General features: G+C 73.4%; 24 protein-coding genes and 1 pseudogene. 12 read left to right on the top strand and 13 right to left on the bottom strand.

Features of this window, described 5'->3' with window-relative positions; genetic code table 11:
• Positions 1-39: 39 nt before the first annotated feature.
• The 3 genes from AB0G56_RS00750 to AB0G56_RS00740 form a co-directional block, all read right to left on the bottom strand.
• Positions 40-2,583 carry a SpoIIE family protein phosphatase gene (locus tag AB0G56_RS00750; RefSeq protein ID WP_360961448.1) on the bottom strand — a complete coding sequence of 848 codons (2,544 nt, stop codon included), beginning with the start codon at positions 2,581-2,583 and terminating at the stop codon, positions 40-42.
• Positions 2,584-2,713: 130 nt separating this feature from the next.
• The gene (locus tag AB0G56_RS00745) at positions 2,714-3,190 is read right to left on the bottom strand and encodes a GNAT family N-acetyltransferase (protein ID WP_360961445.1); all 477 of its coding nucleotides are present in this window, start codon (positions 3,188-3,190) and stop codon (positions 2,714-2,716) included.
• A 121-nt stretch (positions 3,191-3,311) separates the two neighbouring features.
• A complete protein-coding gene (locus tag AB0G56_RS00740; protein ID WP_360961442.1) occupies positions 3,312-4,757 on the bottom strand; it encodes a glyceraldehyde-3-phosphate dehydrogenase in 1,446 nt (481 codons plus the stop codon).
• A gap of 189 nt (positions 4,758-4,946) precedes the next feature.
• Here AB0G56_RS00740 and AB0G56_RS00735 point away from each other — a divergent pair, with 189 nt between their 5' ends.
• Positions 4,947-6,008 carry a helix-turn-helix domain-containing protein gene (locus tag AB0G56_RS00735; protein ID WP_360961439.1) on the top strand — a complete coding sequence of 354 codons (1,062 nt, stop codon included), beginning with the start codon at positions 4,947-4,949 and terminating at the stop codon, positions 6,006-6,008.
• 177 nt (positions 6,009-6,185) lie between these two features.
• Here AB0G56_RS00735 and AB0G56_RS00730 read toward each other — a convergent pair whose 3' ends face one another.
• Positions 6,186-6,635 carry a phage holin family protein gene (locus AB0G56_RS00730; RefSeq protein WP_360961436.1) on the bottom strand — a complete coding sequence of 150 codons (450 nt, stop codon included), beginning with the start codon at positions 6,633-6,635 and terminating at the stop codon, positions 6,186-6,188.
• Between the two features lie 297 nt (positions 6,636-6,932).
• On the opposite strand from AB0G56_RS00730, the gene AB0G56_RS00725 reads away from it, so the two are divergent.
• From AB0G56_RS00725 to AB0G56_RS00700, 6 genes are all read left to right on the top strand, one after another.
• Positions 6,933-7,478: a hemerythrin domain-containing protein gene (locus AB0G56_RS00725; RefSeq protein ID WP_360961433.1), complete on the top strand. Its 546-nt coding sequence runs from the start codon at positions 6,933-6,935 to the stop codon at positions 7,476-7,478.
• Complete coding sequence (locus AB0G56_RS00720; RefSeq protein WP_360961430.1) at positions 7,475-8,563, top strand: hydrogenase expression protein HypE; 1,089 nt, start codon at positions 7,475-7,477, stop codon at positions 8,561-8,563. The genes AB0G56_RS00725 and AB0G56_RS00720 overlap by 4 nt, the downstream gene beginning before the upstream one ends.
• 1 nt (position 8,564) lies before the next feature.
• Positions 8,565-9,161 (top strand): DUF5947 family protein, encoded by a 597-nt coding sequence (locus AB0G56_RS00715; protein ID WP_360961427.1) that lies wholly within the window; start codon positions 8,565-8,567, stop codon positions 9,159-9,161.
• 10 nt (positions 9,162-9,171) lie between these two features.
• Complete coding sequence (locus AB0G56_RS00710) at positions 9,172-9,378, top strand: hypothetical protein (protein WP_360961424.1); 207 nt, start codon at positions 9,172-9,174, stop codon at positions 9,376-9,378.
• 140 nt (positions 9,379-9,518) lie between these two features.
• Positions 9,519-9,698, top strand: coding sequence for a hypothetical protein (locus tag AB0G56_RS00705; RefSeq protein WP_360961421.1), 180 nt, complete (start codon positions 9,519-9,521; stop codon positions 9,696-9,698).
• 10 nt (positions 9,699-9,708) lie between these two features.
• Entirely contained in the window at positions 9,709-10,209 is a 501-nt protein-coding gene (locus tag AB0G56_RS00700; protein ID WP_360961418.1) for a nitroreductase family deazaflavin-dependent oxidoreductase, read from the top strand.
• 110 nt (positions 10,210-10,319) lie between these two features.
• Here AB0G56_RS00700 and AB0G56_RS00695 read toward each other — a convergent pair whose 3' ends face one another.
• Entirely contained in the window at positions 10,320-11,273 is a 954-nt protein-coding gene (locus AB0G56_RS00695) for an SDR family NAD(P)-dependent oxidoreductase (RefSeq protein WP_360961415.1), read from the bottom strand.
• 316 nt (positions 11,274-11,589) lie between these two features.
• On the opposite strand from AB0G56_RS00695, the gene AB0G56_RS00690 reads away from it, so the two are divergent.
• From AB0G56_RS00690 to AB0G56_RS00675, 4 genes and pseudogenes are all read left to right on the top strand, one after another.
• Positions 11,590-12,321 carry a DUF3566 domain-containing protein gene (locus AB0G56_RS00690; protein ID WP_360961412.1) on the top strand — a complete coding sequence of 244 codons (732 nt, stop codon included), beginning with the start codon at positions 11,590-11,592 and terminating at the stop codon, positions 12,319-12,321.
• A gap of 188 nt (positions 12,322-12,509) precedes the next feature.
• Complete coding sequence (locus AB0G56_RS00685) at positions 12,510-14,564, top strand: FAD-dependent oxidoreductase (RefSeq protein WP_360961410.1); 2,055 nt, start codon at positions 12,510-12,512, stop codon at positions 14,562-14,564.
• Between the two features lie 59 nt (positions 14,565-14,623).
• Positions 14,624-15,709, top strand: coding sequence for a hypothetical protein (locus tag AB0G56_RS00680; protein ID WP_360961407.1), 1,086 nt, complete (start codon positions 14,624-14,626; stop codon positions 15,707-15,709).
• Positions 15,710-15,721: 12 nt separating this feature from the next.
• Positions 15,722-16,021: pseudogene (locus AB0G56_RS00675) on the top strand (TlpA disulfide reductase family protein); the annotation flags it as partial.
• Positions 16,022-16,104: 83 nt separating this feature from the next.
• Here AB0G56_RS00675 and AB0G56_RS00670 read toward each other — a convergent pair.
• From AB0G56_RS00670 to AB0G56_RS00655, 4 genes are all read right to left on the bottom strand, one after another.
• A complete protein-coding gene (locus AB0G56_RS00670; protein ID WP_360961404.1) occupies positions 16,105-17,034 on the bottom strand; it encodes a DMT family transporter in 930 nt (309 codons plus the stop codon).
• Between the two features lie 316 nt (positions 17,035-17,350).
• Positions 17,351-18,118 carry a ribonuclease BN gene (locus AB0G56_RS00665; RefSeq protein WP_360962207.1) on the bottom strand — a complete coding sequence of 256 codons (768 nt, stop codon included), beginning with the start codon at positions 18,116-18,118 and terminating at the stop codon, positions 17,351-17,353.
• A gap of 96 nt (positions 18,119-18,214) precedes the next feature.
• Positions 18,215-18,487: a DUF3040 domain-containing protein gene (locus tag AB0G56_RS00660; protein ID WP_360961401.1), complete on the bottom strand. Its 273-nt coding sequence runs from the start codon at positions 18,485-18,487 to the stop codon at positions 18,215-18,217.
• 257 nt (positions 18,488-18,744) lie between these two features.
• Entirely contained in the window at positions 18,745-19,305 is a 561-nt protein-coding gene (locus AB0G56_RS00655; protein ID WP_360961398.1) for a hemerythrin domain-containing protein, read from the bottom strand.
• A 276-nt stretch (positions 19,306-19,581) separates the two neighbouring features.
• Between AB0G56_RS00655 and AB0G56_RS00650 the strand changes: the two genes are divergently transcribed.
• Positions 19,582-21,225, top strand: coding sequence for a ubiquinol-cytochrome c reductase cytochrome b subunit (locus AB0G56_RS00650; RefSeq protein WP_360961395.1), 1,644 nt, complete (start codon positions 19,582-19,584; stop codon positions 21,223-21,225).
• A 65-nt stretch (positions 21,226-21,290) separates the two neighbouring features.
• On the opposite strand, the gene AB0G56_RS00645 is transcribed toward AB0G56_RS00650, so the two are convergent.
• The 4 genes from AB0G56_RS00645 to hpnR form a co-directional block, all read right to left on the bottom strand.
• Positions 21,291-21,764, bottom strand: a complete 474-nt coding sequence (locus AB0G56_RS00645; RefSeq protein WP_360961392.1) for an SPW repeat protein — start codon at positions 21,762-21,764, stop codon at positions 21,291-21,293.
• A 120-nt stretch (positions 21,765-21,884) separates the two neighbouring features.
• Entirely contained in the window at positions 21,885-22,277 is a 393-nt protein-coding gene (locus AB0G56_RS00640) for a cytochrome c oxidase subunit 4 (RefSeq protein WP_360961389.1), read from the bottom strand.
• On the bottom strand, positions 22,274-23,992 hold the full coding sequence (ctaD, locus tag AB0G56_RS00635; RefSeq protein ID WP_360961386.1) for a cytochrome c oxidase subunit I: 1,719 nt from the start codon (positions 23,990-23,992) through the stop codon (positions 22,274-22,276). The genes AB0G56_RS00640 and ctaD overlap by 4 nt, the downstream gene beginning before the upstream one ends.
• A gap of 40 nt (positions 23,993-24,032) precedes the next feature.
• Positions 24,033-25,553 carry a hopanoid C-3 methylase HpnR gene (gene hpnR / locus AB0G56_RS00630; RefSeq protein WP_360961383.1) on the bottom strand — a complete coding sequence of 507 codons (1,521 nt, stop codon included), beginning with the start codon at positions 25,551-25,553 and terminating at the stop codon, positions 24,033-24,035.
• Between the last annotated feature and the right edge of the window lie 1,054 nt (positions 25,554-26,607).

Raw genomic sequence — 26,607 nt, 5'->3', positions numbered from 1 at the left:
CGGCTCCCGGCGGGGGCGCGCTTTCCGGCGGGGACGCGCTCAGGCGTCCCCGCGCGGCAGCTGTTGCTCCGCCCAGATCGTCTTGCCGCAGCCCGTGTACCGGGTGCCCCAGCGCAGGGCGACCTGGGCGACCAGGAAGAGGCCGCGCCCGCCCTCGTCCGTGCTGTGCGCCCGCTTCAGGTGCGGCGACGTACTGGCGCCGTCCGACACCTCGCAGATCAGGGTCCGCTCGTGGATCAGGCGCAGGCCGATCGGACCGCAGGCGTGCCGGATGGCGTTCGTCAGCAGCTCGCTGACGATCAGCTCCGTGCTGAACGCCGCCTCGGCCAGCCCCCAGCGGGACAACTGCCCGGCCACGGCGCCGCGCGCCACGTGCACCTGCGCGGGGTCGGCGGGCACCTCCCAGTAGGCCACCCGGTCGGAGCTGAGCACATGGGTCCGGGCGATCAGGAACGCCACGTCGTCGCGCGGGCGGTCCGGCAGCAGCGTGCGGACCATGACGTCGCAGATCTCCTCCAGCGGCCGGTCCGGATGGGCCAGCGTGAAGCACAGCCGCTCCATTCCGACGTCGACGTCCCGGTCCGACGCCTCGATCAGCCCGTCCGTGTAGAGCGCGATGACACTTCCCTCCTCCACCGGTACCTCGGCGCACTCGAACGGCAGCCCGCCCAGCCCGAGCGGCGGCCCCGCCGGGATGTCGGGGAACTCGACCGGTTCGTCCAGATGGGCGATCGCCGGACTGGGATGCCCCGCGCGCGCCACGACGATCTTGCGGGCGATGGGATCGTAGACGGCGTACACACAGGTCGCGCCGACCTCCGTGGGCCCCTCGGCGGCCGCTTCCGCCTCCTCCGAGAGCCGCACGACCAGGTCGTCCAGGCGCGCCAGCAACTCGTCGGGGGCCAGGTCCAGATCGGCCAGGGTCTGTACGGCCGCCCGCAGCCGTCCCATGCTGGCCGCGGCGTGCAGTCCGTGGCCGACCACGTCGCCCACCACGAGCGCGACCCTGGCACCGGAGAGCGGGATGACGTCGTACCAGTCGCCGCCCACGCCCGACTCCGCGTCGGCCGGCAGATACCGGTGGGCGACCTCGACGGCGCTGTGCGCGGGCAGGGCCGGCGGCAGCAGGCTGGTCTGGAGGGTGAGTGCCGCCCGGTGCTCACGGGCGTAGCGCCGTGCGTTGTCCACGCACACCGCCGCCCGCGCCACCAGCTCCGTCACCAGGAGCAGGTCGTCCTCGTCGAAGAAGTCGGGGTTCTTCCACCGCATCAGCGTGACCACGCCCATGGTGACGCCGCGCGCCCGCAGCGGGACGACCAGGTGCGTGTGCACGCCGAGCCGGATCAGCTTGTGCCAGCGGGCGGGGTCGTCGGCGACCCAGGGGGTGGTGAGGCCGACGGCGCTCACGCGCAGCGGTTCGCCGGTGGCCAGGCAGCGCCGCTGGGGCGAGCGGACCGGGTACCGGGTCGGCTCGCCCTCCCCCACGACCCGGTCGGGCTCGTCCTCCTGGATGGACAGATGGGCGGTCCGGCGCAGGGTCGCCGCACGGCGCTCCGGCCACGCGGCCGTCATCCCCCGCGCCCGGACCACGTCCAGGAGGTCCACGGCGACGAAGTCGGCGATCTGCGGGACGAGGACCTCCGCCAGTTCCCGTACGGTCCGGTCGAGATCGAGCGAGGTCCCGATGTGCTCGCTCGCGGCGTTGAGCAGCGCCAGCCGCTGGCGCGCGGGATCCCGGCCGGTGAGGTCGACGGCGGTGTAACAGATGCCCAGCGTCCGGCCCGAGGCGTCCTTCAGGGGGAAGAACGCGCGCAGCCTGGAGCCGCCCGGACACAGCGCGCCCCGGGGGCCCGGCCGGGGCGGCACGGGGTCGAGGGTGACGTGGCAGTGGCCGGAGAGCAGGGTCTGCCTGGCCTGCCGCGACACCACGGGCGACGCCCTCGCCCGGCCGCCGCGCGTACGGCCCCCGCCCGCGGTGCCCGTGAGACCCGTGCCTGCCGCACCCGGACCCGCGCCCTGCGCGCCCGCGGCGCCCCGGCGGGGGTCCTCGGCGCCGTCGGCACCCGCCCGTGCCGGGCCGCGCGCCGACTCGGCGGGGTCTTCCATGGCGGCCATCGCGGCGTTGCCCCAGCGGTACCGCATCGCCGTGTCCAGTACCGCGACGCCGAGCGGCGACTGCTCCAGCAGCCCGCGGGCCAGCGCCGCGTCCATCTCCCGCCGGCGCCGGTCCGCCGCGTCGCACGCGGCGACCAGCCATTCGGGGGGCCCGGTCCCGGCGGCCAGGGGACAGACACGGACGGCCAGCCGGACGGTGTGGCCGTCCCGGTGACGCAGGGCCACCACGCCCTCCCAGTCCCGGCGGATCCGGCGCAGCCGGGGCACCACCGCGGCAGGGTCCCCGCCGGCGAACAGGCTTCCCACGGGCCGCCGCAGCACCTCAGGGGCCGGACGGCCGAGCAGTTCCTGGGCGCCGGGGCTCCAGCGGACGATCAGACCCTCGGAGTCGACGATCGCCACGGCCGCGGACGTGATGGCGAGCGGATCGCCCGGAAAGGCGCTGTACGCGGCACCGCTGACGCCCATGCTGTCATCCCCATCCACGGGCAGGACCCCACGCGCACATTTTCGCATCGGGGGCCCTCTCCCGCCGCCCGGGACGGCCGGGGAACGCTGAGGGCCCGCCTCGGACGTCCGCCGGACCGCGGGAGATCCGCTACGCCGGCCCGCCCAGCGCGGTCAGCGCCTCGTCCGTCAGCCGGTACACCGACCACTCGTCCTGCGGGCGGGCGCCCAGGGCCTCGTAGAAGTCGATCGCGGGGCGGTTCCAGTTCAGGACCGACCACTCCAGGCGCTCGTAGCCACGCTCGACGCAGATGCGGGCCAGCTCGGTCAGCAGGGCCTTGCCGTGGCCGCCGCCGCGGGCCTGCGGCCGTACGTACAGGTCCTCCAGGTAGATGCCGTGCACGCCGCGCCAGGTGGAGAAGTTGAGGAACCACAGGGCGAAGCCCACGACCTCGCCGTCGGCGTCCTCGGCGACGTGCGCACAGGCCGCCGCACGTTCCGCGAACAGGGCCTCGGCGAGCTGCTCCCGCGAGGCACGCACCTCGTCGAGCGCCTTCTCGTACTCGGCCAGTTCGCGGATCAGGGTGTGGATGACGGGCACGTCGGCGGGGGTCGCGGCACGGATCATGGCGGCAGTTTCACACACCGCCCGCGCCCCGCACCGGCGGGGTGCCCGCCGCGGCACCTGGACGATCCGGCACCCTGTACGCGTGGGGGTGCCGGATCGTGCGGCGGGCCGGGCGCCCGGGTCAGACCGCGGGCGCCGGGTAGGTCGGGTACTCGACGCCGGAGACGTGCTGGACGACCCGGATGACCTGGCAGGAGTAGCCGAACTCGTTGTCGTACCAGAGGTAGAGGATGGCGTTGTCGCCCTCGACCTTGGTCGCGCCCGCGTCGACGATCGAGGCGTGGCGCGAGCCGATGAAGTCGCTGGAGACCGCGTCGGGCGCGCTGATGAAGTCGATCTGCCGCCTGAGCGGCGAGGTCAGCGAGACCTCGCGCAGGTGGTCGAGGACCTCCTCGCGACTGGTCTCGCGCCGCAGCCGCAGGTTGAGGATCGCGATGGAGACGTCCGGCACCGGGACCCGGATCGAGCTGCCGGTGATCCTCGCCTCGAGGTCGGGCAGCGCCTTGGCGACGGCGGAGGCGGCACCGGTCTCGGTGATCACCATGTTGAGCGGCGCGCTGCGGCCACGGCGCTCGGACTTGTGGTAATTGTCCAGCAGGTTCTGGTCGTTGGTGAAGGAGTGGACGGTCTCCACGTGACCGCTCTCCACGCCGAACTCGTCGTCCATCGCCTTCAGCGGCGGGACGATCGCGTTCGTGGTGCACGAGGCGCAGGACAGGATCCGCTCGTCCGGCTTGAGGGTGTCGTGGTTGACGCCGTGCACGATGTTCGGGACGTCGCCCTTGCCGGGCGCGGTCAGGACGACCTTGCCGACACCGGGGCGCAGGTGCTTCGACAGGCCCTCGCGGTCACGCCACTTGCCCGTGTTGTCGATGAGGATGGCGTCCTTGATGCCGTACGCCGTGTAGTCCACCGACGAGGGGTCGTCGGCGTAGATCACCTTGATCGCGTTGCCGTTGGCGAGGATGGTGCTGTTCGCCTCGTCGACGGTGATCGTGCCCTGGAACTGGCCGTGGATGGAGTCGCGGCGCAGCAGCGAGGCGCGCTTGACGATGTCCTGTTCGCCGCCCCCGCGGACGACGATCGCACGCAGCCTGAGCCCGTTGCCGGAGCCGGCCTTCTCGATGAGCAGCCGGGCGACGAGCCGGCCGATGCGGCCGAAGCCGTAGAGCACGACGTCGCGTCCCTCGCGGCGCTCGGCCTTGTCCGCGCCGGTGGCGCCCGCGACCGCCCCGGCCGTGAACTCGGCCACGGAAAGGCCCCGGTCGTCGGCCTTGTACGTCGCCGCCAGCATGCCGATGTCGATCTGCGACGGGCCGAGGTCCAGCGCGGTGAGCGCCTCCAGGAAGGGCAGCGTGTCGGTGACCGACAGTTCCTCGCCGGCGATCTGCCGCGCGAACCGGTGGGTCTTGAGAATGCTCACCACCGACTTGTTCACCAGGGAGCGGCTGTGCAGCAGGACGTTCACGTCCCGCTCCCGGTGGAGCTTCCCGATCATCGGGATCATCGACTCCGCGATCTCCTCGCGGTGCTTCCAGTTGGTGAACGAGTCGTCGTTGACAGTCACAGGTTTCTCTTTCGAGCTAGGCAGCGCTCATATGCTAAACCCCCCGGTGAATCGATCCTTCAGAGGGGTGGCCCGCCCGGCGGCCCCGGGCCCGGCCGCGCGCGGCAGGGCGTACGGCCCGGGTTTGGTACTGCCGTTCGGAGTGCGTTAAGAACAACGCCGACGACCGATCAAGGCGGGGGAGGGTCCGTGACACGGCCAGAGGTGCCCGACGAATACCTGGCGGGCTACACCCGGATCCTGGCCGACGTGTGCGTCACGGGCCGCCGCCTCACCCGGGACGAACTGGAGAGCCTGCGGGCCCAGGGGGAGCGGGCGGCGGAGGCCGGCCACGGCCTGCGCCGGCTCGTCCACCGGCACCTCGCCGAGACCCGCGCGGTCTCCGCCGCGCTGCAGGCCGCCGGTGTGGACCGGTTCCTCGCCGCCGTCGAACAGGCCATCGACGCGTTCGCCGAAGGCCACGAACGCGCCCAGAAGCTCGCCATGCGCCAGGAGGAAGCCGCCCGCCGCGAGTTCATCGACGACCTGCTCTACGGGCGCAGCGACCTGGGCCGGCTGGCGGAACGCGCCGAACGCTTCGGGCTGCTCTTCTCCCGCGCCCACGCCGTCGCGGTCGCCCAGGGCACGGAACCCGTCGACGACACCCACCCCGCCACCCGGCACGTCGAGACCTCGCTGCTCGCCCGGTTCGGCGAGCGCAGCGTCCTGCTCACCACCAAGGACGGCCGGCTCGTCTGCGTGGCCCCGGGCGACCAGGACGACGTCCTCGCGTTCTTCGCCAAGCACGCCTACGCGGCCACGGACGGCGGCCGGGTCGCCATCGGGCGCCCGCACCCCGGTGCCGGGGGCGTGGTCCACTCCTACGAGGAGGCCCTCAACGCCCTCGACCTGGCCGCCCGCCTCGAACTCCGGGAACCGGTGCTGCGCGCGGCGGACCTCCTCGTCTACCCCGTCCTCACCCGTGACCGGCAGGCCATGGCCGACCTCGTCCGCGACACGCTCGGCCCGCTCCGCGGCGCTCGTGGCGGTGCCCAGCCGCTGCTGGACACGCTCACCGCGTACTTCGACGCGGGCTGCACGGCCGCCGAGGCGGCGCGCCGCCTCAGCCTCAGCGTCCGGGCGCTCACCTACCGCCTGGAGCGCATCCACAAGCTGACCGGCGCCGACCCGGCCGACCCCATGCACCGGTACACCCTGCAGACGGCGGTCATCGGCGCGCGCCTCCTCGGCTGGCCCGAACGGGAGGTCTGAGGCGGGGCCGGGTTCGCGGGCGCGGTGAGGCGCGCGTGCGGCGGGCGCGGGCGTCCGCCGGGCGCCGACGGGTGGGCGGCGGGCGGCGCCCGGGGCTGTGTTCGGTTCAGGCCGGCCGCGGCTCAGGGTGTGTGTTCCGGGCTGTGCGCGGACTGCGCGCGGTCGGGGCGGTGCGGTTCAGGCGCCGGGGTCGGGAGCCTTCGGGCCCGGCGTGGAGTCGGGGCCGGGCGCCGCAGGGGCGGGACGCAGGTCGTCCGCCTCCTTCTCCAGGGCCTCGGCGGCCGCCCGGGCCGCGGCGTTCACGCGGTCGCGGGCCGCCAGGGCGAGGGCGGCGGCACCGGACCCGTAGACGCCGGCGAGCAGGGCCGCGGCCCGGCCGCGCGGCATGACCGTCTCCAGGCCCCGCAGCGCCGCCTCGTGCGCCGCCCACAGAGCCAGGAGCCCGCACACCCCGGAACCGGCGATCAGCGCGCCGCCCGCCCCGAACGCCCGCAGGCCGGCCACGAGATCGTCCCGTACCGCCCGGATCTCGTGGCGTGCCAGTTCCGCCGCGTCCTGGCCCAGCCGCGCCGCCGCGTCACCCATCCGGCCCGCACCCGCCGTGCTGTCCTCGCCCGGTGATCCCATGTCCACGTCTCCCGTCCGTCCCGTCCCGCCGGTTCCCGCCGCCGTGCTCCGCGCCGGTGCTCCCTCCGGGTGCCACCGGCGCGGTGGGAGAAACCCCCCGGTCACGGCGGCGTACCGCCGCGACGGCGGCCCGCGCCCGCCGCGTCCGGCCCGGCCGAACGAGCGGCCGGGGGCGACCTGTGTGAGCCTGGGGCGGGGACGGACCGTCCCCCGCGCTCCGTGCGTCGTCCGCCGAGGACCCGCGCCCGAGCCCGCCCGCCGTGCCGCGGATCGCCGCCTTGGACGAGGAAAGAAGCGATGGACGCGATCGAGCTGCTGAAACACGACCACCGGATGGTGGAGCAACTTTTCCGCGACTACCACGCCGCGGCTTCGCCGACGCAGCGGCGCGGCGTGGTCGAGCTGATGGTCCGCGAACTGTCCAAGCACGCGGCGCTCGAGGAGATGATGGTCTACCCGCTGGCCAGGAAGGCCCTGCCGGACGGCACGCGCAGGGCGGACGAGCACCTGGGCGAGGACATGGCCGTCAAGCAGCTGCTGCTCTCCCTCGACAAGCTGCCCGCGGGCGACCCACGGGAGAGCGACCTCATGGCCCGGCTCAGGCGGGAGGCCGAGGCGCACGTACGCGCGCAGGAGACCGAGCTGATGCCCGCACTGCGCGAGCACGTGACCCAGCAGGACCTCGACGAACTGGGCCGGCTCCTCGACCAGGCCAAGCAGGGCGCCCCCACCCGTCCCCATCCGCACGCGCCCGACCACCCTCCGGCGCTGACGGTGGCCGCCCCACTGGCCGCCGCCTACGACCGACTCCGCGACCGTCTCCAGGGGAGGCCGAGCACATGACCATCGAGAGCGGCACCACCCACGCAGGGCAGGAGCCCCAGGGCACCCGCGACCGGGAAGGGTTCGACGAGATCCACATCCTCTGGATCTCCGAGGGCATGAGCTGCGACGGCGACACGGTCTCCATGACGGCCTCGGGCCAGCCCGCGATCGAGGACGTCGTGCTCGGACTCGTCCCCGGGCTGCCGAAGGTGCACCTGTACAACAAGGTGCTCTCGCCGAGCCTGGGCGGCGAGGACTACCTCGCGCCCTTCCGGGCGGCCGCCCGGGGCGAACTGGCCCCGTTCATCCTCGTCATCGAGGGCTCGGTCCCCAACCAGAACATCATCGAGGGCGACGGCTACTGGACCTCGTTCGGCAACGACCTGGAGACCGGCCAACCGCTCACCCTCAACTGGTGGATCGACCGGCTCGCACCCAAGGCCTGGGCCGTCGTCGCGGTCGGCACCTGCGCGACGTACGGCGGCATCCACGCGATGGCCGGCAACCCCACCGGCTCCATGGGCCTCGCGGACTACCTGGGCTGGGACTTCAAGTCGCAGGGCGCCCTGCCCATCGTGAACGTCCCCGGCTGCCCGATCCAGCCCGAGAACTTCATGGAGACCCTCACCTGGGTGCTCCAGCACGCGGCGGGCACCGCGCCGCCTCCGCCGCTCGACCACATGCTGCGCCCGCAGTGGCTGTTCGGGAAGACGGTGCACGAGGGCTGCGACCGGGCCGCGTACTACGAGCAGGGCGACTTCGCCAAGGACTACAACTCGCCCAAGTGCCAGGTGAAAGTGGGCTGCTGGGGGCCGGTGGTCAACTGCAACGTGCCCAAGCGCGGCTGGATGGGCGGGGTGGGCGGCTGCCCCAACGTCGGCGGCATCTGCATCGGCTGCACGATGCCCGGCTTCCCCGACGCCTTCATGCCCTTCATGGACGAGCCCACCGGCGGCAGCCTGTCCGCCGTCCTCATCAGGCCGTACGGCGCGTTCATCCGCCGGATGCGCGGCATCACCAGCATGGCCGTCAACAAGGAACCGAAGTGGCGGCACAACGAACCCCAGCTGACCAGCGGTTACGACCCCTACTGGCGCGCCTGACATGGCCGGCACGCTGGCACGTCTGATCCGCGGTGCCGCCGACGCGCGGACCGGCGCCGAGGAATGCTGCGACCTGTGCGGCGCGGTGGTGACCGAGGACCACCGGCACCTGCTCGACACCGGGACCGACGGCGGAGCTGAGCTGATGTGCGCCTGCCGGGCGTGCTCGCTGCTCTTCGCCGACGACGCCGCGGGCGGCGGGCACTACCGGCTGGTGCCCTCGCGGCGCCTGCGGCTGCCCCCGGTGGACACCGCCGCGCTGGGGGCGCCGGTCGGACTGGCCTTCTTCGTGGTAGGGCAGGACGGCATCCCCACCGGGCACTGGCCCAGCCCGGCCGGGGCCACCCGCTGGGAGGCCGACCCCGGCGCCTGGCGCCGGCTGGTGGACGGCTGCCCGTCGCTGGCGACCCTGCAACCCGGCGTGGAGGCCCTCCTCGTCCACACGGCCCGCGGCGCCGAGCACCACTGGATCGTTCCCGTCGACGACTGCTTCCGGCTGGTCGCCGTCGTACGCCGGGAATGGCGCGGACTGTCCGGCGGCGACCGGGTGTGGGGCGCCGTCGACGACTTCTTCGCGCAGTTGGCGCAGCGACCGTGAGGAGTTGACCATGGGCAGGATCAGAGTCGGCAGGCCCGACGTGCGGCCCGACACCCCCGGGCACGTCACCGGGCTGCACGAAGGCAACGAGGGGCCCTACCACCGCCAGCCGGGCCACCACAAGGACGGTACGTCCGACGCCCGCCGGTCCACCGGCATCCACTGGAAGAAGCACAACGCGATCCTGAAAGCCATGCCGAACATCTCGCCCGGGTGAGCCCGGATGAGCAGCTGAGCGCGGAGGCGGCCGGACGAGGCCGGACGACCGTGGACACCGTGGGCGTGGACACGGCACCGGGCGCATCGGGCAGGGCAGGCAGGGCAGGCAGGGCAAGCCGGAAGAGGGAAGGAGCCGGGATGACAGGCAGGCAGGTACTGGCGGCGGAGGCCGCGGTGATGGGCGCGCTGGCGCTCGCACTGCTGGCCAAGGAGATTCCCGGCATCATCCGCGAGGTGCGGATCTGGCGCATGGTCGGTCTCCGCCCGGGCCCCCGGCATTCGCACCGGGCCCTTCAGGAGGGCGGCGCGCTCCCCTAGACTCCGCGCCATGGACGCGCAGCCGGAACCGGCCGAACACCGCCCGCCGCCCACCGGTTGGCGGCGCACCGTCGCCCGCCTGCCCCTGCGCCTGTACCGGGCGGGACTGGGCCCGTTGTTCGGGCAGCGGATGCTCCTGCTGCACCACACCGGGCGGACGTCGGGCCTGGACCGCACCGTGGTCCTCGAAGTGGTCACCCGCGACCCGGCGGGCGGCAGCTGGACCATCGTCTCCGGATTCGGGCCCCGCGCGGACTGGTACCAGAACCTGCGCAGGCGACCGGAGACGGTGATCCAGGTCGGCAACCGCCGCCACCGGGTGACCGCGCGGTTCCTGCCGCCGCAGGAGGGCGGCGACATCATGGCGCGCTACGCGCCCCGCCACCCCCGCCTCGCCCGGCGCCTGTGCGCCTACATGGGCTTCGCCGTGGACGGTAGCGAGGCCTCCTACCGCAGGGTGGGGGAGTCGATCCCCTTCGTGCGCCTCGAGACGGCCGCTCCGCGCCCTTGACGCGTCTTCGGCCGACCGCTGATCCACCGAGGGGCGGGCCAAGGATGCGTCCCTCGCCGGCCTCTGTGCCCCCGGTCCCTGGGTCCCCGGCCCCTCAGGCTCTCCGCCCCTCAGCGTTCTCCCACCCGCGGTTCGACGTCCGCCAACTCGCCGCTGAGACGCCAGACTTCGGCGGCGACGGCGCCGTCGGTGAGGTGCGGCCAGACCGGCTCGCGACGCGGCCTGCCGCGCAGCCCCAGGACGCGCGGACCCCACAGCTCCCCGCCCCGCACGGCCGGGTCGAGCACCGCCCGCACGGCGGACCAGGCGCCCGCGTCCTTGCCCTGGAGCACGGTGGCCGCCGGCAGACCGAGCAGCCGCGCGCCCGCCGTCCGCGTGTGCACCAGCGGGCGTGGCGGGGTGAGCGAGTCCAGGGCACCCCCGGGGTGCACGACCACACTGCGCACCGCGCTGCCCGCGGCACGCAGGCGCCGGTCGAGTTCGAGACCGAAGTACATCTGCGCGAGCTTGGACCGGCCGTAGGTGCGCTTGGGCCGGTAGTCGCGCGCGGAGTGCGGGTCCGCCAGGTCCAGCCGCTCGGACCTGGCGGCGAAACTGCCCATGGTCACCACCCGGGCCGCCGGGGCGGCGGCCAGCAGGGGCATCAGCCGTGCGGTGAGCGCGAAGTGACCGAGGTGATTGGTCGCGAACATCAGCTCGTGGCCCGCCGCGGAGACCCGGCGCGGCGGGTCGTCCAGCGCGATCCCCGCGTTGAGCACGACCGCGTCGAGCCGCTGCACCCCCAGTGACTCCACGGCGGCCGGGAGCGAGGAGAGGTCGGCCAGGTCCATCCGCACGGCGCGCACGCGAGCACCGGGCACCCGGTCGCGCAGCGACGCCTTCGCGGCCTCGGCCCGCCGCGGGTCGCGGCTGCCCAGCACGACCTCGGCCCCCGAGGCGGCGAGTTGCTCCGCGACGAAGTACCCGATACCCGCGTTGCCGCCGGTGACCAGGAAGACGCGGCCGTCCGCGCGCGGCGGCCGGTCGACGTCCCAGTGCGGCACGGAGGAGGTGGACGGTGACATGGCGGTTCCCTTGCGAGCGGCGGACGGACGGGCCGGGGCGCCCGCGGCGGGCTGCCCGTCACCCAACGTGTCAACCGCCGCCGACAGATCGCCTACGGATCACCGACGGCCGCCCCGGCACCCCCGCCCGCCCCGGTCGCCGGACGCCGCCCGGCCGTTCGGGTGAACCGCGCGTGCGGGCCCGCACCGCCGCGCATAGCGTCGAAGGCGCATGGATTCCGCGGCTCCGCCGAGGCCCGGGTTCCGCTCGCCCGACGCGGTGACGAGCGGACCGCCGGGCGCCGTGCCGTGACTCTCACCTGTGGAGGAGACAGACATGGGCCGGAGCAGCAGACGTACCGAGCGCGCCGAGGGCACGGAGGGTGCTGCACGCGCCGACCGGAGGTCCGGCGCGGCCACCGCCGCCGGCAGCGGCGCGGCCACCGAGACCCGAACCGGTGCCGACACAGCCACCGAGACGGAGACCGAGACCGAGACCGAAGCCAACATAGCCGCAGGGGCTGCCGCCGAAGCGGACATAGCCGCAGGGGCTGCCGCCGAAGCCGGCACAGCCACGGAGGCCGCCGCCAGCACAGCCACGGGGGCCGAGATGGTCACCGGCACCGAGAGCGCCACCGGCACCGAGAGCGCCACCGCCACCGCCACCGGCGCCGCCGCCGGAGCGGAACCGCCGACGACCGGTCCCGGGCCGCGGCCCTGGTACTCCGGCAGCGCACGGTTGCGCCTGGACACCGCCGAACCGTGGACGCTGATGGTGTCCGGTTTCCTGCTCTCGCTGGGGCTGGTCCTGTGCGCGGCCGTCACCATGCCGCCGGTGTGGATCCTGCTGCGGCTGCTGGGCCAGGACCCCTGGCCGCCGGCGAGCGCGGTGACGCTGTTCGCCGTCGTCACGGTCGTGCTGGTCACTGTCTTCACGACGCTGTGCACCTTCCTCTACAACGTGGTGGCGCGCTGCGCGGGCGGCGTCGAGGTGACCTTGGCCGAGGAGGACCCCCCGGCGGTGCCGGGACCCGGCCGGACGGCGGCGGAGGCGGCACCCGGTCCATGACCTCGCGGCGGGGGAGCGGGGCAAACCCCTTCCTCCAGACCGCCGGTCGCGTCCGGGGGGCGTGCGGAAGCGCGCACCCTCGTGAACGAGCGCCGCACGAGGGCGTGTCGACCCCCACGCTCGCTCGTTCAGGTGACCGGTGATCATCACCTGCCCGGGGCGCCCGGCCGGTGCCCTATCCAGGACCCATGCATGAACTCCGCACCGCAGCCAGCCAACCCCCGTTGTCCCGGCGGCGGTTCACGACCGCCGCCGGTACGGCCGCCGGCGCCGGCGCCCTCGCCCTGGGCACCGGCGAACCCGCCTCCGCGGCAGCGCCCCCGGCCGCACCGGGCGCCCCGGCCGCTCCCGCCGACCCGCGGCAGGCCCCCTCGGTACCCCGCGCCACCGCGGACTGGGACACCTGCCTCGCCGTCGCCCGTGCCCTGCTGGTCGTCGACGCCCACGACAAACCCCTCGTACCGCAGTACGAGAAGATCCTCGGCTCAGGACTGCCCCGTGCCCGCACGAAGGGAGCCAAGAAGATCCTGGTCGTGGGCGCCGGCCCGGCCGGACTCGTCGCCGCCTGGCTGCTCAAGCGCGCCGGACACCACGTGACCCTGCTGGAGGCCAACGGCAACCGCGTAGGAGGCCGCATCAAGACCTTCCGCACCGGAGGCCACGAGCACGCCGCGCAGCCGTTCACCGACCGGCGGCAGTACGCGGAGGCCGGCGCGATGCGCATTCCCGGCAGCCACCCGCTGGTGATGCACCTGATCGACCAGCTCGGGCTGAAGAAACGGCCGTTCCACCTCATCGACGTCGACGGTTCCGGCAAACCCGTCAACCACGCCTGGCTGCACGTCAACGGCATCCGCGTCCGCCGCTCCGAGTACGCGCGCTCCCCGCGCCGCGTCAACCAGTCGTTCGGCGTGCCGCGCAAGTACTGGGACACGCCCTCCTCGAAGATCCTCGGCAGCGCCCTCGACCCTGTGCGCGACGAGTTCAGCACGGTCGGACCGGACGGCAAGCGGATCGACAAGCCCATGCCGGAACGGGTGCGGGGCTGGGCGCGGGTCGTCCAGCGCTACGGCGACTGGTCCATGTTCCGGTTCCTGACGGAGCAGGCAGGTTTCGACGAGCGCACCATCGATCTGATCGGCACCCTGGAGAACCTGACCTCACGGCTGCCGCTGTCCTTCATCCACAGCTTCATCAGCCAGTCCCTGATCAGCCCGGACACCGCCTTCTGGGAGCTGGTCGGCGGCACGGCGACGCTCCCGGACGCGCTGCTGCACCAGGTCTCCGACGTGCTGCGCCCGGACCGGCGCGCGACGCGCATCGAGTACTGGGACGCCGACCGGCAGCGGGCCACCGGTTCCGACGACGCCCCGCACGTACGCCGTGACGGTCCGCACGTCTGGATCGACACCGTCTCCGAGGGCCGCGACGGCAAGGTAGTGCGCGAGCAGTTCACCGCCGACCTGGCGATCGTCACCGTGCCGTTCTCCGGGCTGCGGCAGGTGCAGGTCGCCCCGCTGATGACGTACGGCAAACGCCGTGCCGTCGCCGAACTGCACTACGACAGCGCGACCAAGGTGCTGCTGGAGTTCAGCCGCCGCTGGTGGGAGTTCACCGAAGCCGACTGGAAACGCGCGCTCGACGCGATCAGGCCGGGCCTCTACGACGACTACCGGCGCGGCAAGGCACCCGCCGACGGCAGCCTGCTCGGCGCCCACCCCTCCGTGCCGCGCGGCCACATCAGCCCGGCGCAGCGCGCCCACTACGCCGCCACCCGCTGGGTCGGCCGCGACCAGCCGGAGGCCGCCCACATCGTCGGCGGCGGGTCCGTCTCGGACAACTCCAACCGTTTCATGATCAACCCCTCGCATCCGGTGCCCGGCAGCAAGGGCGGAGTGGTCCTGGCCTCCTACAGCTGGGCCGACGACGCCTCCCGCTGGGACTCCTTCGACGACGAGGCCCGCTACCCGTACGCCCTGCGCGGCCTCCAGCAGGTCTACGGGCAGCGGCTGGAGGTCTTCTACACCGGCGCCGGCCGCACCCAGAGCTGGCTGCGCGACCCCTACGCCTACGGCGAGGCGTCCGTACTGCTCCCCGGCCAGCACACGGAACTCCTCGGGTACATCCGCTCCCCGGAGGGCCCGCTGCGCTTCGCCGGGGACCACACCTCGGTCAAGCCGTCGTGGATCGAGGGCGCCGTCGAATCAGGCGTACGAGCGGCACTGGAGGCGCACCAGGCCTAGAGGCACCCCCGGGCCGGCCTCCCTGTTTGAACCCGCCCCCATCCGTGCACCCCTCAGACATGGAGGACCGCGACCGGCCGGAGCAGGGGCCCGCCTGCTCCGTCGACCTCTCCCACCGGGTACGGGTCCACTGCCCCGTGGGCAAGGGTCCCGAGGCGGTCGTCGTCGACCCCGAGGGGCGGCGCGTGTACGTCGCCTGCTCGCGCAGCGACGCGGTCGTCGCCCTGGACCTGGACCGGGCCGCCCCCGTGTGGCGGGCCGAGGTGGGCCGGGAGCCGATCCCGATCGTCCTGGACCGGCCGACCGGGCGGATCTTCTCGGCGGACGCGCGTTCCGACACGGTCACGGTGCTCGACGCCGTGACCGGCGCCCGTCTCGCGCAGCTGGCGGTCGGGGCCTACCCCGCCGGGCTCGGCCACCACCCGGGGCTGCGCCGGGTCTACTCCGGCAACACCGCCGACGGCACGGTCACCGCCATCGACGCCGACCGTCTGGAGGTGGTCGGGACGGTGCCCGCCGAACTGGGCGCGGGCAGCATCGCCGTCGACACCGAGCGCGACCGGGGCTACTGCGCCAACTTCATGGCCGGCTCCGTCACCGTGTTCGACGCCGCCGCGCTGCGCCCGCTGGGGCGGATCGCCGTGCGCGAGGGCCCCTGCAAGGCGGTGGCGAACCAGGCCGCCGGACACCTGTACGTGGCCAGCTCCCTGCACGGCACGGTGACCCGGGTGGCGCTCGGCACCGGCGCCGTGCTCGACGAGGTGCCCGTGGAGCGGGCGCCCGTCGGCATGTGCGTGGACGCGGCGGGCGAGCGGCTGTACGTCTGCAACCGAGGCGCCGGCACCGTGAGCGTCCTGGACGCCGCGACCGGCCGCGAGGCCCACCGCATCACCGTGGGCAACGCCCCCGGGGACTGCGCCCTCGACCCTGTCTCCGACACCCTGCTGGTGTCCAACGCGGGCAGCGGCACCCTCAGCTTCGTGCACCGCCCCTGGCTGCCGGGGCCGGTCCTGCCCGCCGTGCATCCCCTGGTGGGCCGGCCGCTGCCCGCGTTCGAACTGCCCGACCTGCGCGGCGGCCGCATCCGCACGTCGCGGGAGTGGGCCGAGCGCAAATACGTGATCAACTTCTTCGCCAGCTGGTGAGGCCCGTGCAACGCGGAGGCGCCGGTCCTCGAACAGCTGCGCCGCCGTACGGCCCGGTCCGGGCTGGACGTCATCCTGATCAACGTCTGGGAGAACACCGACCCCCGGCAGGAGGCCGCGAACTTCGCCGCGGTCTGGGACATCGGTGCCACCGTGCTCCTGGACGGCACGGGCGAGTACGCCGCCCGCCTGGGCATCCGCGGCGTCCCCACCAATGTGCTCGTCGACGGCCGGGGCACGGTGCGCACGGTCGGCGGCACCACCCCCGCCGAACTGCACGCGGCGGTGGAGGCCCTGCTGAGGGAGGAGTGAACTCCCCGGAAGGAGGCTCGGAGGGGGCCCTGGGGATCCCAGGGGCCTCCGCGGGAGAGACGGCGTGGGCCGCGCAGGCCCGGTCAGGACCGCTGGGAGGCGGACCGCTCGGCGTCGGAGCCCGGTCCGCCCCGCTCGTCCGGCGTGGTGTCCCAGCCGCCGTCGGTGGCCGTGGCACGGGCCAGCCCCACACTGCCCGCGCCGATGAGGGCGACCCCGATCGCCTCGGGCACCACCCGCACGCCGAGCCCGATGTACTCCTGGAACAGCACCCAGCCCAGGGCGACGCTCGTCAGCGCGTCCCCGAGGGTGAGCGCGGGCTGGGACGCGGTCAGGCTCCCGGCGCGAAAGGCGCTCTGCAGCAGCAGGAAACTGAGCCCGCCGACCACGAGCGTCGCGTACGGCGGCCACTGCGTCAGCACGGCGCCCACGCCGCTCTGCCCGAGCCGCCCCATGACCTCCTTGAGCAGCGCGGCCGTCGCCGCGAACGACACCGCGGACGCCAGCCCCAGCAGCGCGGCCCGCGCGGCGCCCCGCACCAGGCGGGACGCGGCCACGACCGCGGCCACCACACCGAGGACCACCGCGCCCACCAGGAGCCAGAGGCGGGGCTCGGCCGTGGTCTGTCCCTTCGAGGGCGAGGCCGCCCCGAGGAAGAGGGAAAGACCCACGGCGAGCGCGGCGAACGCCAGCCAGGTCCGCCGGTCCGGCAGCCGCCGGAAGACGACGCTGCCGACGGCCAGCGTGAACAGCAGCTCGCTGGCCAGCAGGGGCTGGACCAGCGACAGACTGCCCACCGCCAGCGCCGCCGCCTGCAACAGGGTGGACAGCCCCAGCAGCCCGGCGCCCGCGAGCCAGTACGGACGCCGCAGCACCCGTACGAGCCAGCGCAGCGCCTGCCGCGCCCCGGAGCCGCTCGTGGACTCGTCCGTCGCGGCCCGCCGCTGGAGCACCGACGCGGAGGCGTTGGACAGGGCCGCGCACAGCGCGAGCACGATCGTCAGTGCGCTCACCGGCGTTCGCCCGGGCTCGTGGGCCGGCCCGCGGCCGGGCGCGGGCGCCGCGGCGCGCACCGGGGCGGACCGCGGTGGCCGGTCCGGACGCCCGGCGTCCGTGCGACGGCGGCTCTGATCGGTACGGCGGCGGAGCGGGACCGGGCAGGAGCGTGGGACACGGCGACCGACCTCGGCTGCGACGGGAACGCGGGGCCCCGGAGCCGGGCTGCGGGCACCCCGCGGTTCGGACGGGCTGGGCGGTCACGGAGTATCCCGCCGCCCGCTTCACCAAACCTGCACGGGGCCGGGTGCCCCACCCGGGCCGCCGGGCGCGCTACTTCCTGTGCGGCGTCCAGTGGTGCTCGCAGAACCAGCGGCCGAACATGGCGCCGCCGTAGACGACGAAACCGACCCCCGTGAGCCACGACTCGACGACGAGGACGATCCCGACGGTGCCGTAACTGATCGCGTTGTCGACGATGAGCGGGGTGAAGACCAGGTAGGAGAAGACGCGCAGGCCGCCCAGGCCGATCATGGTGGCCAGGGCGCCCGGCAGCAGGGTCCGCCAGCGGAGCTGGCCGCCCAGCAGGAAGTGCTGGCCCCACCAGAAGAACAGCGCCCCCGTCGTCGCGGACACCGCGATCCGGGGCAGCCCGTGGAACTGGTGCCCGTTCAGCACCTCCTGGTACAGGTACGCGGTCAGTACCCCCAGCCAGGTGACCTGCCGCCACACCCGGTGCCAGGGTCCCGGCGGCAGGCCCCAGATGCGTTCGTAGCCGTTCTGGACACTGCCCGCGAAGGACACCCCGAACACGGCGAGCAGGATCCCGCCCCACACGCTCGTGGTGCCGATCACCTTGACCGGCGGGGTGATGATGTCGGTCAGGACCCGGGCGGAGCGGCCCGACAGCCCCATGCCGTCCACGAGCCACGACGCGAACCCGCCCTCGCCGAGCGGATCGGCGGCGGCCACGACGATGAGCAGGGGCGCCAGCGTGACGAGGGAGAGGGTGGCGAAGCCCATGGCCCGGTGCATCAGCTCCAGGTCGCGGCCGCGCCGGACCAGGGCGTAGGCGCCGAGCCGGTGCTCCAGGCGGAGCACCGCCTGCCGGACCCGCGGCACGTGGCGCTTCACGACCGCCACTTTGCACGCGCGCCCGCCCGGCCGCAACGCACGGGCGTCCACCCGGCCCCGCCGTCACCGGCCATCCCGCTCCTGACCGGTCCCCGTCGGATGCTCCCGGACCACCTGGGGCGGCCTGGGGTGCTCGGTGGCCGTGCCGGCGGCGAGGGCGGAGGCGAGGGCGAGCAGGGCCAGGGCGACGGCGGCGAGGAGGAACGCGTGCCGCCGGCCCGCCGCCCTCGGCCGGGGGGCGGTGATCTGCTCGAACGTCTTCAGCTTCGACGCCAGGAGCGGGTCCTGCGTCATCAGGTGCTTCTCGATCCGCGCGAGTTCGCGATCGACGTTCACGGGCGGACTCCTTCGGGTCCGGCGCTGCGGCGGATACGGCGGTGGCCGCGGGCGTACCCGCCGGCGGGCCCCGGCCCGGCGGGTACGCGAAGAAGGACCCGGCCCCCGCACGGGCGGTGCGGTGCGGTCCGTAGCTCCGCAGTACCCCTCCCGGCGAGGGCCGACGCGCCGAATCCACCACGAGCGCGCCGCGTCACCGCCGCGGCGCGACCACCGGGAACGCGCCCTCGCCCCGACCACCCGGAGGCCGGGCGTTTTCACCTGCGTCCGCGGCGCGAGGCCAGATCCCTCAGGCGGTCCAGCGGGCCCCAGACCTGGGCGGTGAGTTTGACCAGAGGGGCCGCGTCGGGGGCGGCGGGACGGGGGCGGGTCGGCGCGGACGCGGCGGCGGTGCGCGCCTTGGCCCCCAGCTCCCGCAGCGCTTCGGCGGGGCACAGGGCCTGCAGGCGGGGGAAGAGCAGCTGCTCCTCCTCGACGATGTGCTCCGTCGTCCTGGTGACGACCGTGAGCAGCAGCTGCCCGAACTCCTCGCCGTCCGGGGCGGCGGCCTCCAGGTCCACCAGCAGCTCCTCCAGCTCCTGGTGCGCGCTCAGTTCGCGCTCCGCCCACCGGTCACCGTCCGGCAGGTACCGGCGCACCGCCGGGTAGAGGTAGGCCTTCTCCACGACCGTGTGCCGCACCAGCTCCGCACAGGCCCGCTCGACCAGGGCCGACCGCTCGCCGCTGCCCGGGCGGGCGGACCGGATGCGGTCGAAAAGGCCCCGGATCCGCTGGTGGTCCCGCGTCAGCTGGTCGACGATGCCGCTACGACTGTCCACTCCTGCTCCTCGCTGAGGCGCCGGGCCGCTCGGCGCGCGCCTCGCCGACCGGTCCGTCGCGACCGGCACCGCGGGGGTCCGCCGTGTGGCAATGGGGGTGCTCCCGGCACGCCTGCGCGATGCGCCCGGAGCGCACACCCAAGATTGAAGCACCTGGCAGGCGGGCGTTCCGTGCCCGCCGCGCCACCGGGGTCGCCCGGCGGACGCCGGAGACGACATGTGTCACGGCGTGCGACGTCATGACACGTACAGACGTGTAAGGGGCGTGATGCGGGCGTGCTGATGCGGCGGCGCAGGGCGCGGGTCGAGGCGAGGGCGCGGCAGGCCGCGTTCCAGGCGTACGTCGTCGCCGACCGCAGGGCGCCGGTCTCGGAACTGGCCGGGCAGTTGCTGCGCAAGGCGTTCCCGGACCACTGGTCCTTCCTGCTGGGCGAGATCGCCCTGTACAGCTTCGTCCTGCTGGTGCTCACGGGGAGCTTCCTGACGCTCTTCTTCGATCCGAGCCTGGCCGAGGTGCCGTACCGGGGGACGTACGGACCGCTGCGGGGACTGCTGGTCTCGAAGGCGTACCAGACCACCCTCGACCTGAGCTTCGGCGTGCGCGGCGGGCTCCTGATGCGGCAGATGCACCACTGGGCCGCCCTGGTCTTCGTGGCGGCCATCGGGGTGCACATGCTGAGGATCTTCTTCACGGGCGCCTTCCGCAGGCCGCGTGAGATCAACTGGTTCGTGGGCGTGACCCTGTTCCTGCTGGCCCTCCTGGAGGGGTTCTGCGGCTACTCCCTCCCCGACGACCTGCTCTCCGGCACGGGGCTGCGCACCGCCAACTCCATCGTGCAGTCGATCCCGGTGGTCGGCACGTACTTCGCCTTCTTCGCCTGGGGCGGCCCCTTCCCGGGGCAGGCGATCATCCGGCGGCTGTACATCGTGCACGTCCTGTTCGTGCCGGGGCTGCTGGTAGCCCTGATCACCCTGCACCTGATCATGGTGGTGTACCTGAAGCACACACAGTGGTCCGAGCCGGGAAAGACCAACCGCAACGTCGTCGGGCAGCCCATGTATCCCTCCTTCGTCGGCAAGTCCACCGGGCTGCAGCTGATCGTGTTCGGCGTGATGGCCGTCCTGGCGGGGATCGCCCAGATCAACCCCATCTGGGACTACGGCCCCTACGTCCCCGACCAGGTCTCCACCGACGCCCAGCCGGACTGGTACGTCGGGTTCCTGGAGGGCGCGCTGCGGCTGATGCCCGGCGTGGAGTGGAACGTCGCCGGACACACCTTCATGTGGAACGTCGTACTGCCCGCGGTGGTGCTGCCGGCCCTGCTGTTCCTCGTGCTCTACTGCTACCCGGCCTTCGAACGGTGGATCACCGCCGACCTGGTGGAGCACCACCTGTGCGACCGGCCGCGCGACCGGCCCGTGCGCACCGGCCTCGGTGTCGCGGCCGTCGTCTGGTACGCCGTCCTGCTGCTGGCCGGCGGCAACGACGTGATCGCCACCACCTTCCAGGTCTCCGTCAACGGCCTCACCTGGATCTTCCGGGTGGCGTTCTTCCTGGGGCCCGTCCTCGCCTATCTGATCACCAAGCGGATCTGCCTGGCGCTGCAACGGCACGAGCGGCAGCTGCTGGAGGAGGGCGAGGAGACGGGCGTGGTGTACCAGGACCTGCCCGGCGGGATGGCGGAGAGCCACGAGGGCATCGACCCGCGGCACCGCTACAAGCTCCTGGTCAGGGACATCCCGCTGCCGCTGGAGCACCCTGGCCCGGGTGCTCCGCTGCGGCGCCGTCTGCAGGCCTCGCTCAGCGCCTGGTACTACGGCCGGCGCGTGGACATGCCCACCACGGCGGAGGAGCGCCTGCAGATCGCCGGCCGCACGGCCGATCCGGTGGCGGGCGGTGCGGGCCCCGCCGAGGAGTGACACACGCCGTGTCCGCACGGGGCGTGCGGGCACGACGTGTTCCTTCGTGTCAGCGGTGGGTTGTGTCAGTGGTGGGCGCGACGACCGCGTCCGACGCCGATCGTCAGTCCCATCGCGGCCAGGCCCAGGGCGGCGGTCACCGCACCGACCCAGCAGTTGTTCCAGATGATGCCCGCCCGCGCGCCGTGTGTGAGAGTGACCACCCACGGGGAGATGAACAGCCACACGCCGAGCGGCACGAGCGCCCACGCCAGCCGGAACATGCGTTCCGGGGCCAGCGCCAGGCCGAGCCCGATCACGCCGATGGTGATGCCGACGATCAGGTTGTTGACGGTGAGGGCGGGCTGGATCGCGAAGTGCACGACCCACGGTGAGATCGCGGCGTAGAGGCCGGCCAGGACGACCAGGCCCTCGATGGCGATCGCCGGGCCGCTCGAGGCGGTGCGCTCGAGCCGTTCCCGCATCTCCGCCATCTCGGGATGCGAGCCCATCATCTCCGGATGGGCGCCCGTGTCACTGGAGCGATGTGGATACGACATTCCTGTCGTCTCCTCTCCAAAAGGGGGTTCCTTTGCTCTATGCAAGGGTTCCCCCGTATGGGTGACTTATGCGCCATTTATCCCGAAATCTCATGGAAGTCCCGCGAGTCCGCCGGGTGGTCAGCCGTCCTGGCGGCCCACGAACGCCAGCACCATGCCGATCAGCCCGGCGGCGAGGACACCGAAGCCGATCATGAAGAGCCAGAACCCGTACACGACCCCGACGGCGCACAGCGTGACCCCGGCGGCGGTCACCACCGGGTGCCCGCTGTGCGGGGGGAAGAAGTCGACGCGACCACTGCGCTCCCGGATCTCCCCGGTGGCCCGGTCCTCCGGGCGCGCGCCCTTGCGCCGGTGGTTGATCAGGCAGAAGAAGGCGATCACGGACGACATGAAGCAGGACACCGTCAGCGCGGCGATGCCCGCGGGCTCCCGCGCGAACCAGATGTAGGCCGCGTCGGTGAGCAGGAAGAACACGGCCACGCCGGCGAAGAGGTAGGCCTCGGATTTCATTCGCTCTGCGTCCCCAGGGTGTCGGGTGTGGGCTCAGCGGCCCCATGCCCGGCGGGCGGCAGCTCCCGCAGGACATCGGGATGGTGCAGGTCGAAGGCGGGCGAGTCGGACCGGATGCGCGGCAGCGCCGTGAAGTTGTGCCGGGGCGGGGGACAGGACGTCGCCCACTCCAGGGAGCGGCCGAACCCCCACGGGTCGTCCACGTCCACCTGCGTGCCGTGACGGCCCGTCCTCCACACGTTGTAGAGGAACGGCAGGGTGGACAGGCCGATCAGGAAGGCGCCGATCGACGAGATGGTGTTGAGCGCCGTGAACCCGTCGGCCGCGAGGTAGTCGGCGTAGCGCCGCGGCATGCCGCTCTCACCGAGCCAGTGCTGGACGAGGAAGGTCGTCTGGAAGCCGACGAAGAGCGTCCAGAAGTGGATCCGGCCCAGCCGCTCGTCCAGCAGCTTCCCCGTGATCTTGGGCCACCAGAAGTACAGGCCGCCGAACGTCGCGAAGACGATCGTCCCGAAGAGCACGTAGTGCAGGTGGGCCACGATGAAGTAGCTGTCGGTGAGGTGGAAGTCCAGCGGCGGGGAGGCGATGAGGACCCCGCTGAGCCCGCCCAGCAGGAAGGTGACCATGAACCCGACCGTCCACAGCATCGGGGTCTCGAAGGAGAGACTGCCCTTCCACATCGTGCCGATCCAGTTGAAGAACTTCACCCCGGTGGGAATCGCGATCAGGAACGACAGCATGGAGAAGAACGGCAGCAGGACCCCGCCGGTGGCGAACATGTGGTGGGCCCACACGGTGGCCGACAGCATGGTGATCGCGATGGTCGCTCCCACCATGCCGACGTACCCGAAGACCGGTTTGCGGCTGAAGACCGGGATGATCTCCGTGACCACGCCGAAGAACGGCAGCGCCACGATGTAGACCTCCGGGTGGCCGAAGAACCAGAACAGGTGCTGCCACAGCAGCGCCCCTCCGTTGGCGGGATCGTAGATGCGCGCGCCGAACTTGCGGTCGGCCTCCAGGGCCAGCAGCGCCGCGGTGAGCACCGGGAAGGCCAGCAGCACCAGGATCGAGGTGAACAGCACGTTCCAGGTGAAGATCGGCATCCGGAACATGGTCATGCCCGGCGCGCGCAGGCACAGGATCGTCGCGATGAAGTTGACGGCGCCCAGGGTGGTGCTCAGCCCCGCCACGACCAGCCCCATGGCCCACAGGTCGCCGCCGTGCCCGGGGCTGTGCTCGGCGCTGTTGAGCGGCGCGTACGCGAACCAGCCGAAGGGCGCCGCGCCCAGGTCGACCGCGAACCCCGACACCACGGTGATCCCGCCGAACAGGAAGAACCAGTAGGTCAGGGCGTTCAGCCGGGGGAAGGCGACGTCCGGGGCACCGATCTGCAACGGCATGATCGCGTTGGAGAACCCGGCGAACGTCGGTGTCGCGAACAGCAGCATCATGACGGTGCCGTGGATCGTGAACAGCTGGTTGTACTGGTCCTCGTTCATGATCTGCAATCCCGGACGGGCCAGTTCCGCCCGCATCAGCATCGCCATGATGCCGGCGGCCATGAAGAAGCCGAACGAGGTGACCAGGTACAGGTTGCCGATCTTCTTGTGGTCCGTCGTGGTCAGGTAGTCCCGGACCCGTTCGCCGGTGCTGCCCCGGGGAGGACGCGCGGGCCGCCGCGACGCCTCCAGACCGGGATGTGTGTGTGACATGAGCGTCCTCCACGCGCTGAACCAGTGACTCGCCGCCGCCTCAGGGCGTCCGGTCGGCCGGCCCGTCCGAAGGCCGGGCCCCGGGCCCACGACGCGGCACCGGCCGGGTGTGGATGTACAGCTGCCGGCGGTCGCCGACCGGGGCCCGCGGCGGCAGCGGCAGCTGGTAACGGACGGGGCGCCGGTGGTCGGCCAGCTGGCGCTGCGGGTTGTAGACGCGGTTGAACTTCCACAGCATCCGGGCGAAGTTGGTCTGGCCGTGCGCCAGCCGGTCGGCGAGGACACGGGCCGCGCCGAACGCGGTGCGCAGCCCGAGGTGCTTGCGGTTGATGACGGACTGGGTGCGCACCAGCTCCTCGTAGAAGCGGTGCAGGGGCAGCGTGGTGGGGACCACGGCGTGCTGGATGTCGAACAGGCGGTAGTCCCGTGTGGTCAGCCGCCGGGACTCGGTGTGCCAGATCTCCGTGCCCGGATAGGGGGTCATCACCGTCAGGTGCACGATCTCCGGCACGGTCAGGGCGAACTCGCGCACCAGGCGGAAGCGTTCCTCGTCCCAGGCCGGATCGACGATGAGGTTGATGGCGACGTTGATCCCCAGCCGCCGCGCCGTCTGAAGGGCACGGAAGTTGTCGTCCGGGTCGACGCGCTTGCGGAACTGGTCCAGGCCCTCGGAGTCCAGGGCCTCCATGCCGAGGAACATGTAGCGCAGGCCCAGCCGGGTCCAGCGCTCGAACACCTCGGTGTTGCGCAGCAGCACGTCGGCGCGGGTCTCCAGGTAGTACTGCTTGCGGACCCTGCGGCGTTCCAGCTCGGCGGCGATGTCGTTGCCGTGCTCGGGCCGGATGAAGGCGACGTCGTCGACGATGAAGACGTTCGGCTCGGCGATGGAGGCCAGCTCGTCCGCGGCGGCGCGCGGGCTCGCCTTGCGGTAACTGCGGCCGTAGAAGGTCCAGGCGGAGCAGAAGGAGCAGTCCCAGGGGCAGCCGCGGGTGAACTCGATCGAGGCGCAGGGGTCCAGCTCGCCGATGAAGTAGCGGCGGCGATGGCGCATCAGATCGCGGGCCGGGCGCGGCTCGTCGATGCCGTGCATCATGAGCGGCGCCAGACCGTGCCCGTCCGTCGTGACGATCCCGGGAACCTCCTGCAGGCCCCCCTCGCGCACCGCCCGCAGCAGCGGCGCCATGGCCGGTTCCCCTTCGCCCCGCACCACCGCGTCGACGGCCCCGCCCGCCTGGCGCAGCACGTCGTCGGCGACGAAGGAGACGCTGTGCCCGCCGAAGAAGACGAAACACCGCGGCAGCACCTGTTTGACGGCGCGGGACAGGCCGATGGCCTCCGGGATGTTCGCCAGGTAGTTGAGCCCGAAGCCGACCGCCTCGGGCCGGAAGGAGTGCACGACCTGGCGCAGATCCCGGTGCCGCAGCACCTGGAGGTCGACCACCCGCACCTCGTGCCCGGCGTCACGGGCCGCCGCGGCCACCCGCTCCAGGCCGAGCGGCTCCAGCCTGAGGAAGATCTCCGAGTACATCAGGGCACTGGGATGGACGAGCAGGACACGCATGGATCACCTCGGGTTCCGCGGCGGGAAGCGGGGGAGTGGCCGCCCGCCGGTGGGCGAGAACTGGCATCGGTGGTGCGGCGCGGCGGTGGCCCGGCGCCCCCGACGGCGCCCGTGCGCCGGCGGCGCGCCGCACCGCCACGCCCGGCGGCCCCGCGGCCGCGCGCAACTCGGCGCGGCCGGCCGGGACACGTGCGTCCGGGCCAGACCCACTGCCCGGGCCACCCGCCACCGGGTCGGCGGCTCCGGGAAGTACGGGCCCAGCACCCGGCGCCCCCGCGCGGGCAGGGCGCGCGGCCCGCCCCGCGGCGCCACCCGCTCGGTGGCCCGGTCGAGCGCGGGTTCCTGGGCGCCCGGCGTCTCGGCCCGCGGCCCCGCGCGGCCGGACCCCCGCTCCTCGTCCAGCGGCGCCGGACGCCGCGCCCGCTTCGCCCGGAGGGCCGGCCGGACGTCCTCCCGGGCCGTCCCCGCGGCCCGTTCCGGCGGCCCGTTCCGGCTCCGCCGGCCTGCCGCCGTCGCCGTGCCCCGAGCGGCGCGGCGGCACCTGGGCCGCCCGCAGCCGCGAGTGCTCGTCCCACCGGGCGCGCAGGCCCCGCAGGCCCCCCGCGCAGTCGCGCACATGACGCCGGACCTCCCCGGCCACGGCCGGCACCGCGTACGGCAGGAACGCGCGCCCTCGCCGCGGGCCGCACCGGCCGACCGCCTCGACCAAGCCCGTGCAGGGGACCTGGACGAGGCCCTCGTCGCCGTCGGAGTGCGTGCCGGAGGGCCGGGAGGGCAGGGTGCGACGGGCACCGCGTCCCGGGACGCTGGTCGAGGTCTGCACGGCGGGTTCCCATCGGTGGACGGCTGCGCCCGGCGTCCAGGACGGGTCGGGATAGGCGCACGGAGTGCTTCATTCGGACCCGCTCCGCGACCGCCTCATGCAGGACTTCCGCCGCCTGCCGCGCACGTTCCGCCCCAGGGGTGACCCACCCGGTGTGTCGCGCCCGCCGCGTGCGCCGGGACGGTGGCCCGTGCGGCCGTGCCGTTTACGCACCCGGCCCGCGGGTCACAC

Origin of the sequence: Streptomyces sp. NPDC021356 (genome assembly GCF_040641015.1) — a bacterium.
Lineage (GTDB): Bacteria > Actinomycetota > Actinomycetes > Streptomycetales > Streptomycetaceae > Streptomyces.
This window is presented reverse-complemented; position numbering and strand designations above follow the sequence as displayed.

Coding starts and splice junctions, on each gene's coding strand:
- AB0G56_RS00750 (WP_360961448.1), bottom strand. CDS start 2,583: ATGGGCGTCAGCGGTGCCGCGTACAGCGCCTTTCCGGGCGATCCGCTC.
- AB0G56_RS00745 (WP_360961445.1), bottom strand. CDS start 3,190: ATGATCCGTGCCGCGACCCCCGCCGACGTGCCCGTCATCCACACCCTG.
- AB0G56_RS00730 (WP_360961436.1), bottom strand. CDS start 6,635: ATGGGATCACCGGGCGAGGACAGCACGGCGGGTGCGGGCCGGATGGGT.
- AB0G56_RS00725 (WP_360961433.1), top strand. CDS start 6,933: ATGGACGCGATCGAGCTGCTGAAACACGACCACCGGATGGTGGAGCAA.
- AB0G56_RS00720 (WP_360961430.1), top strand. CDS start 7,475: ATGACCATCGAGAGCGGCACCACCCACGCAGGGCAGGAGCCCCAGGGC.
- AB0G56_RS00715 (WP_360961427.1), top strand. CDS start 8,565: ATGGCCGGCACGCTGGCACGTCTGATCCGCGGTGCCGCCGACGCGCGG.
- AB0G56_RS00710 (WP_360961424.1), top strand. CDS start 9,172: ATGGGCAGGATCAGAGTCGGCAGGCCCGACGTGCGGCCCGACACCCCC.
- AB0G56_RS00705 (WP_360961421.1), top strand. CDS start 9,519: ATGACAGGCAGGCAGGTACTGGCGGCGGAGGCCGCGGTGATGGGCGCG.
- AB0G56_RS00700 (WP_360961418.1), top strand. CDS start 9,709: ATGGACGCGCAGCCGGAACCGGCCGAACACCGCCCGCCGCCCACCGGT.
- AB0G56_RS00695 (WP_360961415.1), bottom strand. CDS start 11,273: ATGTCACCGTCCACCTCCTCCGTGCCGCACTGGGACGTCGACCGGCCG.
- AB0G56_RS00690 (WP_360961412.1), top strand. CDS start 11,590: ATGGGCCGGAGCAGCAGACGTACCGAGCGCGCCGAGGGCACGGAGGGT.
- AB0G56_RS00685 (WP_360961410.1), top strand. CDS start 12,510: ATGCATGAACTCCGCACCGCAGCCAGCCAACCCCCGTTGTCCCGGCGG.
- AB0G56_RS00680 (WP_360961407.1), top strand. CDS start 14,624: ATGGAGGACCGCGACCGGCCGGAGCAGGGGCCCGCCTGCTCCGTCGAC.
- AB0G56_RS00645 (WP_360961392.1), bottom strand. CDS start 21,764: ATGTCGTATCCACATCGCTCCAGTGACACGGGCGCCCATCCGGAGATG.
- AB0G56_RS00640 (WP_360961389.1), bottom strand. CDS start 22,277: ATGAAATCCGAGGCCTACCTCTTCGCCGGCGTGGCCGTGTTCTTCCTG.
- ctaD (WP_360961386.1), bottom strand. CDS start 23,992: ATGTCACACACACATCCCGGTCTGGAGGCGTCGCGGCGGCCCGCGCGT.
- hpnR (WP_360961383.1), bottom strand. CDS start 25,553: ATGCGTGTCCTGCTCGTCCATCCCAGTGCCCTGATGTACTCGGAGATC.